Raw genomic sequence first — 13,862 nt, forward strand, 5'->3', positions numbered from 1 at the left:
GCTTGTTAGTTCAGTCTAACTTATTATTTTTGTTGATCTAAAAAAATATAAACGAAAAGAATAATGACAATACTCAGAACACTATTGACAATAATTATCATTTTTACCGGGTTTATAACTTGTGCCCAAACAGGTAAAATATCCGGCAAAATATCCGATACCGAAGGTAGGCCTTTAAAGGGGGCATCAGTGTTTATCCCTAAACTTAATATAGGTACTTCATCTGGTGATAATGGCAGTTATTCATTAGAAAATGTTCCGTACGGAACTTGGAAGGTAGAGGTAAAGCACATTAGTTTTATTATAATCAAGGAATATATAAGTATCAACAGCGAATCGGCTGTTGAAGATTTTATTATTCGGGAAAAATCAGATGAATTAGATGATGTGGTCATTTCGGGAACAATGAAGGAGGTTTCTAAACTGGATAGCCCGGTGCCGGTGGAAGTTTATACTTCAATGTTTTTTAAAGCAAATCCTACGCCTTCGTTATTTGAGGCATTGCAAAACATAAATGGTGTGCGTCCGCAACTCAACTGTAATATATGCAATACTGGTGATATCCACATTAACGGATTGGAAGGGCCTTATACGATGATATTGATTGATGGTATGCCTATTGTCAGCGGTCTCTCTACGGTTTATGGTTTGAGCGGTATTCCCCAAGCATTGATTGACCGTGTAGAAATAGTAAAAGGCCCGGCTTCGACACTGTATGGCAGTGAAGCTGTGGGAGGATTGATAAATATCATCACCAAAAGACCAGAAAATGCTCCTGTTATTTCGGCAGATGTATTTGGTACTACCTGGGCAGAGGTAAATGCAGATTTGTCTGCAAAATTTAACATAGGTAAAAAAGCCCAATCTCTGATAGGGCTTAATTACTTTAATTACAGTAATCCTATTGATAAAAACAGCGACAACTTTACCGATGTAACCTTGCAAAACAGGATTTCGCTATTTAACAAGTGGAGTTTTGACAGAAAAGATAACAGGATATTCTCATTGGCAGGAAGATACGTTTATGAAGACCGTTGGGGTGGAGAAATGAACTGGGAAAAAAAATACAGGGGTGGCGATGAGGTTTACGGAGAAAGTATCTATACTAGCCGTTGGGAGCTTATGGGCAATTACCAGCTTCCGGTTCAAGAAAATATATTTTTCCAGTTCAGTGCCAATGAGCACGATCAGAACTCCGTTTATGGTAATGTGCCGTATTTGGCTAACCAGAAAATAGCTTTCGGTCAATTTACCTGGTTTAAAACTTTAGGAAGACATGACCTGTTAACCGGTCTTGCTTATCGTTACACCTATTATGATGACAATACACCTGCAACAGCCAATGCCAATGATTTAGGTAAAAACAGACCTGCCCATACCAATCTTCCGGGAATCTTTATGCAGGATGAGATCACCTTAAATACAAATAACAGGGTATTGTTAGGCATACGGTACGATTATAATTCACTTCATGGGAGCATTCTTACACCTCGTATCAACTATAAATGGAACTCCGAAAATAAAAATAATATTTTCCGCTTAAGTTTCGGTAGCGGTTTTAGGGTTGCAAATGTATTTACAGAAGATCATGCAGCCTTGACCGGTGCAAGGGAAGTTGTATTTATTAATGACCTTAAACCAGAAACTTCCTGGAACGGTAACCTTAATTTTGTGAAAAAGATATATGCGGGCAGCACTTTTATCAGCTTAGATGCTACAGCTTTCTATACTTATTTTACCAACAAAATTATTGCTGATTATGATACTGATCCTAACAAAATCATTTATGATAATATAAACGGATATGCTGTATCTCGGGGTCTTTCGTTAAATGTTGATATAGCCTTTTCCAATGGACTGAAAATACTGGCTGGAGCTACTGCCATGGATGTTTATAACAAAGAAGAAGGTCAAAAAATAAGACAACTGTTTACTGAGAAATTTACGGGAACATGGAATATAGGTTATACCCTTAAAAAGACTGGCCTTACTATCGACTATACAGGAAATTTATATGGGCCAATGCGTTTGCCACTATTAAGCGATACAGATCCCCGCAGCGAATATTCGCCATGGTGGAGTATTCAAAATATTCAGTTAACGAAAAAAATTGGAAAGAATATTGATATTTATGGGGGCGTTAAAAACCTTTTGAACTGGACCCCTAATAAAGGCAATCCGTTTATCATTGCAAGGGCCAATGATCCATTTGACAAAAATGTACAGTTTGATGGAAACGGACAGGCAATGGTAACCCCTGGAAATCCCTATGGATTAACATTTGATCCATCTTATGTATATGGTCCGAACCAAGGAATAAGAGGGTTTTTAGGCTTCCGTTATAATCTCTTCTAATTAATCAATAACCTATAATAAAATTAGGATTCGCAATTATTCTGGTTTTCTGTTTGGACAGTACCGCAATATCGATCTGCATACCGTATTAGGCTTTTATGCGCTGTTAATTCTACTTGTTTTGTCACTTACGGGCATGATTTACGGCATTAAGTAGTACAGTAAAGGACTTTACCAGGTTACCGGTGGAGGAAAGATGCCAGAGTGGTCTGCACCACTTTCAGATAGTACCCAAGTTGGCGGTGTTTTTTCATTTAATAGGGTCTTGGACAATGTCGTATTGAAGGTGCAAAAAAAGTATCCTGGCGCTGCAGGTTACTTTTTAGGATGCCTGATGCCGCTAACATCAAGTCGGCCATTGAGATCGATGTTTATCCCAAACTGAACAGTTATTATGCCCACCAGAACCTTTGTTTTGAGAGGTATACCGGAACAGAGATTAAGCGCGATGCATATTACTCGGCCAGTTTTGCTGAAAGTGGTACAGGGCTGAAGCTTAGACGCATGAACTATGATATCCATGTGGGGCTTATTCTCATTGGATTAACAACAATATTTATGAACAAGAATATTTCCTGTCCTAGTTAAAATGATTTGCCGGTACTTTTAGGTATAGGGAAGCGTTTTGATAGACTACCCTATCAAAGATGCTAAAGATCGTTCCGTTTTGGAGCTGGAAGAAAAAATGTCCAGCCCCTTAAAAAACGCTTGCCAATAATATAGCTCCCTGATTTCAAAATAGGTTCTGATGACAGGGAGCATGTTGTTAAATTGAGAAGAGGTTAGATTGCCAGGCTTTATTTTCTCGCCACTTTTGGTGCTAAGGTCAGAAACATTCTCTTGCCCTCGAGTTTTGGCAATAACTCAACTTTTCCTACCTCTTCCAAACTTTGTGCAAATTTCAAAAGCAGAATTTCGCCCTGGTCTTTATATACAATCGAGCGGCCCTTGAAGTGAACAAAGGCGCGTACCTTTTCTCCACTTTCCAAAAACGAAACTGCGTGTTTAAGTTTAAACTGAAAATCGTGATCGTCGGTATTTGGGCCGAAACGGATATCTTTGATAATGGTCTGCTTGGCCTTACTTTTAATCTCCTTTTGTTTTTTTTTCTGTTCGTAAAGAAACTTACTGTAATCGATGATCCGGCAGACTGGTGGGATAGCGTTCGGGGAAATTTCAACCAGATCTAAGTCCAGTTCTTTAGCCATTTGAAGGGCTTCTTGGAGCGGGTAAACATCGGTTTCAACGTTTTCTCCCGTTAAGCGTACCTCTGGTGAGGCGATAAACTCATTTATCTTATGTTCTGCTTCTTTTTTTCTGAAGGGTAAGCGTGGGCCCCTGTAAAATCCTGCTTTTTTTAATGCCAAATTTGAAAAGTTTTAATGAAAAATTCTGTTACCTGGAGCGGTTAATCTGGATGTGATCGATAATATAGCTTTTTAAACTGAAAAATCCAAACCGAAAGCTAAATCATGACTTAATTCGTATGTTCCGTCTTTTGATCTGTTTTTTAATCAGGCGCAAAGAATTGGTTTGAGGAGCGCACATGAGTTTAAAGTTTCCTGCTTCCTTAGCTTGCGGTTACTTCGTTCATCACCTTGCCTTCAATTCTTAGCGCCTCAAAGGTAATCAGTATAAAACCGGATATAAGAAGCAACACGGCCAAAAATCGCAAAATCTTTTCTGTGCCTTTGGTATTGACCATTCTATCTGAGCAGGTAAACTCACTGATTCCAGTTAGTTTTCGCCGCTCGTTTCTCCGCCAGATTGCGAAGATGAAAATAAAGGTGCCAAAAATCAGCAGCAAGATGCCGCTAACCAACGGCATTGTGGTGAAATTAAAGGTTTCCTGTGTTTCTATCATATAAAGTAGACCAATAGGAAGCCAAAAAGTTTAAAATTTTATTTTTTTGCTTTTATGTTGGAGGTTTGGTGATATTTAGACCTTGATTTCTATAATGTGTTTTTTTCGTATTTGTTTAAAGTCGCTTTTTCTAAAAAGAAAACTAAGTTTCATATCTGTTACATTAAAGTAGGTGGTTTTTGTGCCGGGATTTGTAGTTTTGCATCCAAATCAGTGTGCATCAATGGTTAGAACAAGAGAAGATTCCTTTTTAAAAATCCGCTCTGCTGTTCCGGAACATTTTCCGTTACTGCTAATGCTGCTGCTGGCTTTCTTTTTTTTACGTCCTTCCCATCTAACCGGGGATCTGGCCCAGGGGATTTCCTCTGTTTCGATAAAGTTTACCAGTATTATGAGCCCCATTTCAGGGGAGGATCAGCAACAAGCTTTGCTGGCCGCGGTAGATCAGAAGCAGCCAAAATTCCGTAAAAAATTCCAGCACCTAAACGATGCAGCCAGTGACTTTCAGCCTTTTCAAAAGCGCTTGGAGATTCGCTACCATCTTCCTGTTTCAACTCCACCAGGTTATGAAACACCACATTTCTTTTGCGGGCAACACGCCTTTCTATACAGACTCACTTATTTCTAATTTTTCCCGATTATGTTCTCTTTTTGCCAGGATTACATATTATTTGCTGGATAAAAAAAATAAAATATCAGATAAGCTGCTGTGCGCTAACCTTTGGTTATGGCCACTGCATTAGAAAAAGAAATAAGGAAAACACACAAATGAAAATTAAATGGATGGCGATTCCTATCCTTGCTGCCGCTATGCAGGCATGTACAGGGGGAACGGCCCAGAAAAAAGATAATGAGATTGCCGAGATACCGGTGTTAAAGCTAACCGAACAGGATACTTCACTTTCCTTTGACTACGTTGCCGATATTCAGGCCTACAGGAACGTGGATATCAGGTCCAGGACCCATGGCTTTATCGATAAGGTACTCGTTGATGAGGGAGAGAAAGTGCATAAAGGGCAGCTGCTCTTTCAGTTGAACGACCGGGAACATGTCATCGCACTCAATAAAGCGAAAGCAAACCTGGCCAGCGCACTTTCTGCAGCTAATATCGCCCAGGTTGAACTGGAAAGGATTACAACACTTGTAGATAAAAAAGTGATCTCTCCTTCTGAACTCTCGCTTGGAGAGGCCAGGCTCTCAGAGGCTGAAGCGCAGATCAAAACGGCAAAGGCAATGATCGATGATGCCAATCAGAAGCTTTCCTATTCACGTATCCGATCTCCTTTCAATGGGACAATAGACCGTATCCCCTTAAAAGCTGGGAGCCTAATTGATGAAGGCGCACTGCTCACTACCATTTCTGATACCAAAGAGATGTATGCGTATTTTGATATCACCGAAAATGAATACCTGCAGTTTACCCGTAACGGAAAAGGACGTTTTGAGCAGAACAAATCGGTAAAGCTCATTCTTTCTGATGGTTCAGCCTACCCGATAGCGGGAAAAATACAAACGCACGAAAATGCTTTTTCGGGAAATACAGGATCGATCGCATTCAGGGCAGTTTTCGCCAACCCGAAAAACATTTTAAAGCACGGCGCCTCTGGAAAAGTGGAGCTAGACTCCAAACTTGCCGGCAGTATCCTCATTCCCCAGAAGTCCGTATTTGAGATCCAGGACAAAAACTATGTTTTTGTAGTTGGCAAGGACAATACGGTCAAGATGAAAAGTTTTGTGCCCAAACTTCGTCTGCCTGGATTTTTTGTCTGCGCAAGTGGCCTTAACCCGGGAGAAACCATTGTTTATGAAGGGATTCAGAACATTCGGGACGGGGCTGTAATTAAGCCCGTTTATACCTCGGATAAATCCCTGCTGGCGAAAAAATAGTTCATTGTTTCATTATCCAATCCTCCTGCGGAAATTTTTTCGGTGGGGAGGGATTGGTATAACCTAAAATAAATGGTTGAGACCTTCATCAGAAGACCGGTACTTTCACTGGTCATTTCACTTATATTGATTTTACTGGGCATCCTAGCCTTATTTAAGCTCCCGATTACCCAGTTTCCTGACATTGTTCCCCCGTCAGTTGTCGTAACGGCCAGTTACAACGGGGCTAATGCCGAGGTTTGTGCCAAGGCTGTGGCTACGCCCCTTGAACGCGCGATCAATGGTGTTCCAGGCATGACCTACATGAACACCGTCAGCAGCAATAATGGGGTAACCCTGGTACAGGTATTTTTCAATGTCGGCACCGATCCGGATCAGGCGGCGGTAAATGTGCAGAACCGGGTGACCACCGTACTTGATGAACTTCCAGAAGAGGTGATAAAGGCAGGGGTAACCACAGAAAAAGAGGTGAACAGTATGCTTCTTTACCTGAACATTACCAGTACCGATAATGAAATGAACGAGGAGTTCATTTATAACTTTGCGGACATCAATGTGCTGCAGGAGCTAAAAAGAATAGACGGCGTGGGTTTTGTAGAAATCATGGGCGCCAGGGATTATTCCATGCGGGTATGGCTGAAACCAGACCGGATGCGCTCGTACAATATTTCTACAGAAGAGGTGATCGATAAGATGCGTAAGCAGAATATCGAAGCGGCGCCAGGTGTGGCGGGTGAGAATTCCGGTAAGGGCAAAGAAGTAAAACAATATGTGCTGCGCTATACCGGTAAATTCAACAACAAAGAGGACTATGAGAATCTGGTGCTCCGGGCCGAGCGGGACGGGGCGCTGGTGAGGTTAAAAGACATTGCTGACCTGGAATTCGGGACAGTCAGCTATGACATGGTTTCCAAGACAGATGGCAAACCTTCCGCCTCGATTATGATCAAGCAGCGGCCTGGCTCAAATGCCAGTGAGGTAATAGATAACATTAAGTCGAAAATGGCTGAACTTAAAGCCACCAGTTTCCCTCCGGGGGTTGAATACAATTATGCCTATGATGTTTCCCGTTTCCTTGATGCAAGTATCCATGAAGTTTTAAGGACGCTTTTGGAAGCTTTCATACTGGTATTCATCGTGGTCTTTATTTTTCTTCAGGATTTCCGGAGTACGCTGATCCCAGCGCTGGCAGTACCTGTTGCGCTGATCAGTACCCTTGCCTTTCTCCAGATCATGGGCTTTTCCGTCAATATCCTCACGCTTTTTGCACTCGTACTTGCCATAGGGATAGTGGTGGATAATGCGATTGTCGTAGTCGAGGCGGTCCACGTGAAAATGAGCGAAGAGCACCTGCCGCCAATGGAAGCAACCATCGCCGCGATGAAAGAAATCAGCGGGGCTATCATTGCCATTACCCTGGTGATGTCGGCGGTATTTATTCCCGTAGCCTTTCTTTCGGGGCCCGTTGGGGTGTTTTACCGTCAGTTTTCCCTTACCCTGGCTATTTCTATTGTCATATCGGGCATTAATGCTTTAACGCTGACACCGGCGCTCTGTGCATTGATGTTAAGGCATGATACCCAGCCTGGCAAAAAGGGGTTACTTCAGCGCTTTTTTGGTCTCTTCAATAAAGGCTATGATAAAACCGAGAAAAAGTTTGGACGTCTGGTCAGGTTTATCATTTCCCGCAGGCTGGTCACTATCGGACTACTGCTGCTTTTTATTTTCCTGAGCTGGCTGGGCTCGAGCATTCTTCCTTCCGGGTTTATCCCAACCGAGGATCAGGGAATGATCTATGTGAATGTCACCACCCCTCCGGGCTCTACCGTTGAACGTACGGAGCAGGTGCTCGATCAGATCGAGCAGGTGACAAGCAGTTTCCGGTCCGTTGAAAACGTCAGCACCCTGGCAGGCTATAGTCTAATGAGCGATATTACAGGTGCTTCCTATGGAATGGCGATGATCAATCTTGCCGCATGGGACGATCGCAAAGAAAGTGTCGATGAGCTTATTTCATTGCTCAAAGCCAAAACCCGCGGGATTAGTGATGCTTCCATTGAATTCTTTTCCCCGCCTACTGTACCTGGCTTTGGTAATGCCAGCGGTTTTGAGCTCAGGCTGTTGGATAAAAACAAGAGTGAGGACATGGGAAAAACGGCAAAGGTAACCAATGACTTCCTCTCAGAACTGCGTAAAAGCAGTGCGATTTCCGGTGCATTCACCAGTTTCGACCCTAATTTTCCGCAATATCTGATCCATGTAGATCAGGATATGGCGGCGCAAAAAGGGGTGACAATTGACAATGCAATGGGTACCCTGCAGACCCTTATTGGAAGTTACTACGCCACCAATTTCATCCGTTTCGGACAGATGTATAAAGTGATGCTCCAGGCCTATCCCCAGTACCGGGGCAAGCCTACAGACCTGTTAAAACTCTATGTCAAGAATGACCGTGGCGAGATGATACCTTACTCGGCATTTATCACTATGGAAAGGGTGTACGGGCCTGAACAGATTAACAGGTATAATATGTACCCCTCGGCGATGATCAACGGTGATGCCGCAGCAGGCTTTAGTAGCAGCGATGCGATTGCGACAGTTGAAAAAACTGCAAAGAAAAAGCTTCCACGTGGTTTTAGTATCGAATGGTCTGGGATGACAAGGGAGCAAATCCTTTCGGGAAACCAGGCGATTTATATCTTCATCATCTGCCTGATATTCGTTTACCTCATTTTATCTGCGCAATATGAGAGCTTTCTCTTGCCGTTGCCTGTCCTGCTCTCGCTTCCTGCCGGAATTGCCGGGGCATTTTTTACCCTGAAACTGGCAGGCCTGGAGAACAATATCTACGCCCAGGTGGCGCTGGTCATGCTTATCGGACTACTCGGAAAGAATGCTATTTTAATCATTGAATTTGCCGAACAAAAACGCAAAGCCGGCTTCTCGGTTGCCAGGGCTGCAGCTCTGGGGGCAGTATCGCGCTTACGTCCCATACTGATGACTTCTTTCGCTTTTATTGCAGGCCTTATTCCACTCTGCATAGCCTCAGGCGCCGGGGCGGTAGGGAACCGTTCGATTGGTATGACCGCAGTAGGGGGAATGCTCATCGGAACGCTCTTTGGCGTAATACTAATTCCAGGGTTATATGGGGTATTTGCAGCCCGCAAAAAAAAGCAGGTAGTTAAAAGTTCCAAGCTTAAAACAAATTAAAATGAAATTAAATATTAAAATAATTATCCCATTTTTTATCATGCCCTGCCTGATCGCGATCATAACTTCATGCGGCTCAGTCAGGCAGGCAGGTCTTCCTGAACTGAAAAAACTTCCTGATTCCTTTAATGGGCTCTCCTCGGCGCCTGCTGAGGCTTTAAGCTGGAAGGCTGTGTTTACCCAGCCGGACCTCAAGGGGCTCATTGATACGGCGCTCAAAAACAACCTGAATGTTCAGTCGGGGGTACAGCGGGTATTGGTAGCTGGGCTGAACCTGCGTTTAAGCCGCTCAAAGCGCTATCCTACACTAAGCGCCGGAATATCTGCAGGGCTCGACCATTATGGAGACTATACAATGAACGGGGTAGGGAATTATGATACGAACTTTTCGGAAAACCTGAATGAAAAGCAGCGAATCCCCAGCCCGACACCTGATTATTTTGCGGGTTTCAGGAGTTCATGGGAAATTGACATCTGGGGAAAGCTATCTGAAAAGAAAAGGGCCGCATACAACCGCTATCTTTCCAGCCAGGCCGGTCTGCAGTGGTATAAAACACAAGTTATCAGTCAGGTCGCGGAACTTTACTACGAGCTCACTGCTCTTGATAAACGATTAGAAATCCTCCAGCGAAATATACTCTTGCAGAATAAGGGTCTGGAAATTGTGGAGGCCCAGATGGCCGGCGGCAGGGCAACTGCCTTAGCAGTCAGTCAGTTCAGGGCGCAACGTATAGCGACCCAGGGCAGGCAGTTTGAGATCCTGCAGGCAATCAATAGGATCGAGAATGAGCTTAATCTGCTTATGGGCAGGTACCAGGGAAACATCGGGCGCGACACCAGTGCCATTACCAAAGTTTTGCCCAGGGAAATATATGCCGGGATTCCCGCAAAAGTTATTCTCGCAAGACCGGACGTAAGGGAAGCTGAACTGGAGCTGGCTGCCTCTAAGGCGGATGTAAGTGCCGCGAAAAAAGCATTTCTGCCCTCGCTGACCCTTGATGCCTATGCAGGATATAATTCCTTTAAGCTTCCACTGCTCTTCTCACCTGCTTCAATCGCTGCTGGATTCCTCGGTGGACTAAGTGCCCCTTTGCTCAACAGGGCAGCGCTCAAAAACAGTAGCCTGGTGGCAAATTCTGCGCAGCTTTCTGCCTTTTACAATTATCAGCGTCAAATCATCAAAGCCTACCAGGAAGTCTCTGTACAGCTTTCGGCAATTGAAAATTATAAGCAGGCCTACCGATTTAAATCAAGTGAGGTTGAGGAATTAAAAAAGGCGGTTTCAACGGCAAATGACCTTTATCTATCCGGATATGCCAGTTATCTGGAGGTTATCGTTGCTCAAAGAAGTGTACTTGAGGCAGAAATGCAGCAGGTGGATCTTAAGCAGAAATCTTATTCTTCACTTATCAACCTTTTTAGGGCCCTTGGGGGCTAGCAGTCATTCGCTCTTACAAACTATATATTTCCCTGGGATTTCTTTTCATGAGATCTCAGGGTTTTTACGGTACCGCACTTTCTCTTTGTTTACAATGCCACTGCCAATGCTATCCTTGCTCCATAAAAGGACGTTGATTCCCCATTTCTTATCCAGCTTTCATAACGCAGGCCGAGATCTGCGCTAAAGCGATCATTTATCGGTATGCAGGCACCCAGGGCAGGGGAATAGGTGAAGGCCTGGTAGGAATGTTCGCCGAGGGCGAAAGCTGAGCCTCCCAGAACCTCAGCATAATATATTCCTCCAAAATAGTACCGCAAACCTGCCTTTAACGGTATAACCCCGCTTATGTGGGTATCTTCGCCATAGTTCTCCAGCCGGGCCCGCACATCTTTGCGATATTGAAAATGCATGTAACCCAGATAACCAACAGCATTGAGATTCCCTTTGAGGTTGTATTCGCCGACTAAAGAGCCGCCGTAACCCCGCCGGTATGTTTTTGCAGAATTTCCGGTAGGAAAAGCTAAAGCTCCCCCGACAGAGACTTTGGTTTTTGCGCCCATTTGCTGGCTGAAGACATTTGAACTCAAACTGATCAATATGAATAGCAAGGCCGCCCTGACTAAATTCTGGACCTTCAGATATGTCTTAACCGAACTGTACATTTTATCTTTACTTTTAGGGATATTTTGGTGTTGTGTTTAATTGTTCCTGACCTTGAAAGCGCCATAGGAAAGCATTCCGCCATCGTGGCTGATACTGACCTTTAACCCAAGCCGTTCAATGATTACCGCTGCCCCGACTAAACTTCTATGAATATCCTTCATTCCACGCACTTCTATTTCATTATCCATCAACTTATATTTGGCAGGTTCAAATTTGTCTGTGAACAGCTGCATGTCCTTATTGATGCCATTTTCCTCTTCTTTCATAATTGAACTTTTTAGTAGTACCCTTTTATGCAAAGGAATAAACTTGAGATCGCTTTCGCCACATAATCCCTGTAAATTTTTCGATAATAAACTAGGAGCGATTAGCTTTTTGTTAGCACATTGGGCTCTAAAATAACAGATTAATGCTATATTGATCAATGCTCAACAGCGGGCAGGCTATTGGAATTTGTAATGATAAAAAAGATTATAGAAATTCGAAAGATCAAGGCCTGCATAATGGTCGGTTTTGATGAGATCAACATTCACCTCAGGCCCGAAATCCTCCCTGCGGACTTTGCCTCCGGTTTAATGCCAAAGGCCGGTATTTTTATTGATTTTTCATGTCTGGTAACCCTATACATACTTGACTATGACTGTGATCAGGAGCTGCTGGTCAAGCTTAATGAAAGTTAGCATCAGGCCTTGTTTCCAGGTGGCTAATAAATATTTAGCCTTAACTAATAAGGCTAATTTCTAATACCGGATTGACGCTAAGGATGGTTTTTATTATATTTACAATTTGAGACACAATCACCCCGCCTTATGTATGTACGACTAGTAAATTACCTTGATAGTGTTAATAGATTCCGTAAACAAAAAATATCAAACCGTAATTTTCTTATTGTCCTGGCCATTATTGTGGGTGTTCTTGCAGGTTTGGCCGCCGCCCTGCTAAAAAGCATGACCCACGCCATCGAGGATTTTCTCCAGTCTGACTGGCAATGGAAGTATAAGTATTATCTATATCTCTTTTTCCCACTTGTGGGTATATTGCTGACGGTATTGTACGTGAAGTATTTTATCCGGCGCACAAAATTCGAGACCGGCCTTACACCCCTTTTATATGCCATTTCCAAAAAATCGAGCAGGGTTGAAACCCATAATGTATATTCTCAGATCATTACATCTGCTATCACTGTTGGCTTCGGCGGTTCGGTAGGTCTTGAAGCGCCTATCGTGACCAGTGGGTCAGCCATTGGTTCGACCCTGGGACGGTTCCTGGGGTTATCCTACAAGGAGATCACGATGCTTCTGGCCTGCGGTGCCGCGGCGGGAATAGCCGGCGCTTTCAACAGCCCCATTGCGGGAATCGTCTTCGCGATAGAAGTGCTGTTGCCCGAGTTCACCATTCCAGCATTTATCCCGCTCTTGCTTTCTGCCGCCACGGCGGCGGTAGTCGCGCGCATATTTTATACCCAGCAGCTGTTCTTCCTGGTAACGGAAGGCTGGCAGGTAAATGCCCTGTTTTTTTATGTGCTCCTTGCGGTATTCATTGGTCTTTTCTCGATTTATTTTACCAAGGTTAACTATATGGTAAAGAATTTCTTTTATGGCATCCATCATCCATACAAGAGAGTGCTTACTGGCGGACTGTTGCTCGGTGTAATGGTTTTTCTCTTTCCAACTTTGTACGGAGAGGGCTATATCACCATTAAAAACCTGCTCAGGGGAGATTATCTTAACGTGATAAATAATAGTATTTTCTCGGATTACCAGGGTTATCCTTCACTTGTGATACTCTTCACAGTCATTACAATCTTCGCTAAATCGATAGCCACTTTAGTAACCCTTGGTGCTGGTGGAAACGGTGGCACGTTTGCTCCAAGCCTGATTATGGGCGGGCTGATCGGGTTCGTCTTTGCTTACAGCGTCAACCTTACAGGACTTGTACACCTGAATACCTCCAACTTTATAGTAGCTGGAATGGCCGCCGCGCTAAGTTCCATCATGCACGCCCCGCTGACCGGGATATTCCTTATTGCTGAGATTACCGGAGGTTATGTACTAATGGTGCCTTTGATGATTACCTCTGCTATATCTTACATGCTCAATCGAAGTGTTCAAAAACACTCGATATATACAAAAGCCCTGGCAGCTGGATATTCCGACCCATACTACACCACCCATTCCGAGGCATAGTACACCAGTCATTCCGAGCCAAAGTACACCATTTTTTGTTTGAGGTAATTAAATATTCCGAGGCAAAGTGCACCACTTTTGGTTCATTGCAGGATTATTTTACTCTGCCATTCCGACACATACTACACCACTATAATTAACCATATCACTGATTTGGGCATAGTTTAACCCGCCAATTATATAGGTTTGGTAAGCATCAAGCTTACCCCTGTAGATATGGCGAACAAACTGCTCAGCATGAATAAGATTAGACAGA

Annotated in this window: 12 protein-coding genes; 8 read left to right on the forward strand and 4 right to left on the reverse strand. The window is 43.6% G+C overall.

All coding sequences use genetic code 11. From position 1 onward, the window contains the following. Positions 1 to 63: 63 nt before the first annotated feature. The 3 genes from EYS08_RS14650 (at position 64) to EYS08_RS14655 (ending at position 2,943) form a co-directional block, all read left to right on the forward strand. Positions 64 to 2,355 (forward strand): TonB-dependent receptor, encoded by a 2,292-nt coding sequence (locus tag EYS08_RS14650; RefSeq protein WP_131030747.1) that lies wholly within the window; start codon positions 64 to 66, stop codon positions 2,353 to 2,355. A gap of 70 nt (positions 2,356 to 2,425) precedes the next feature. Continuing rightward, a complete protein-coding gene (locus EYS08_RS26665) occupies positions 2,426 to 2,512 on the forward strand; it encodes a hypothetical protein (protein WP_394343112.1) in 87 nt (28 codons plus the stop codon). Positions 2,513 to 2,682: 170 nt separating this feature from the next. Next, positions 2,683 to 2,943, forward strand: coding sequence for a hypothetical protein (locus EYS08_RS14655; RefSeq protein ID WP_131030748.1), 261 nt, complete (start codon positions 2,683 to 2,685; stop codon positions 2,941 to 2,943). Between the two features lie 209 nt (positions 2,944 to 3,152). Here the strand turns inward: EYS08_RS14655 and infC are convergent, their stop codons facing one another. Next, a complete protein-coding gene (gene infC, locus EYS08_RS14660; RefSeq protein ID WP_131030749.1) occupies positions 3,153 to 3,722 on the reverse strand; it encodes a translation initiation factor IF-3 in 570 nt (189 codons plus the stop codon). Between the two features lie 203 nt (positions 3,723 to 3,925). After that, positions 3,926 to 4,219 (reverse strand): hypothetical protein, encoded by a 294-nt coding sequence (locus EYS08_RS14665; RefSeq protein ID WP_131030750.1) that lies wholly within the window; start codon positions 4,217 to 4,219, stop codon positions 3,926 to 3,928. 223 nt (positions 4,220 to 4,442) lie between these two features. Here EYS08_RS14665 and EYS08_RS14670 point away from each other — a divergent pair, with 223 nt between their 5' ends. The 4 genes from EYS08_RS14670 (at position 4,443) to EYS08_RS26350 (ending at position 10,754) form a co-directional block, all read left to right on the forward strand. Then, the gene (locus EYS08_RS14670) at positions 4,443 to 4,847 is read left to right on the forward strand and encodes a hypothetical protein (RefSeq protein WP_131030751.1); all 405 of its coding nucleotides are present in this window, start codon (positions 4,443 to 4,445) and stop codon (positions 4,845 to 4,847) included. A gap of 140 nt (positions 4,848 to 4,987) precedes the next feature. Continuing rightward, on the forward strand, positions 4,988 to 6,106 hold the full coding sequence (locus EYS08_RS14675) for an efflux RND transporter periplasmic adaptor subunit (protein ID WP_131030752.1): 1,119 nt from the start codon (positions 4,988 to 4,990) through the stop codon (positions 6,104 to 6,106). Positions 6,107 to 6,178: 72 nt separating this feature from the next. After that, positions 6,179 to 9,316 (forward strand): efflux RND transporter permease subunit, encoded by a 3,138-nt coding sequence (locus EYS08_RS14680; RefSeq protein WP_131030753.1) that lies wholly within the window; start codon positions 6,179 to 6,181, stop codon positions 9,314 to 9,316. Between the two features lies 1 nt (position 9,317). Next, positions 9,318 to 10,754 carry a TolC family protein gene (locus EYS08_RS26350; protein WP_244215963.1) on the forward strand — a complete coding sequence of 479 codons (1,437 nt, stop codon included), beginning with the start codon at positions 9,318 to 9,320 and terminating at the stop codon, positions 10,752 to 10,754. Between the two features lie 89 nt (positions 10,755 to 10,843). Here the strand turns inward: EYS08_RS26350 and EYS08_RS14690 are convergent, their stop codons facing one another. Beyond that, positions 10,844 to 11,419, reverse strand: coding sequence for a hypothetical protein (locus tag EYS08_RS14690; protein ID WP_131030754.1), 576 nt, complete (start codon positions 11,417 to 11,419; stop codon positions 10,844 to 10,846). 36 nt (positions 11,420 to 11,455) lie between these two features. Further along, on the reverse strand, positions 11,456 to 11,686 hold the full coding sequence (locus EYS08_RS14695) for a hypothetical protein (protein ID WP_131030755.1): 231 nt from the start codon (positions 11,684 to 11,686) through the stop codon (positions 11,456 to 11,458). A gap of 543 nt (positions 11,687 to 12,229) precedes the next feature. On the opposite strand from EYS08_RS14695, the gene EYS08_RS14700 reads away from it, so the two are divergent. After that, positions 12,230 to 13,606 (forward strand): chloride channel protein, encoded by a 1,377-nt coding sequence (locus tag EYS08_RS14700; protein WP_244215964.1) that lies wholly within the window; start codon positions 12,230 to 12,232, stop codon positions 13,604 to 13,606. Positions 13,607 to 13,862 lie beyond the last annotated feature (256 nt).

Origin of the sequence: Pedobacter kyonggii (genome assembly GCF_004310665.1) — a bacterium.
GTDB classification, from domain to species: Bacteria; Bacteroidota; Bacteroidia; order Sphingobacteriales; family Sphingobacteriaceae; genus Pedobacter; species Pedobacter kyonggii.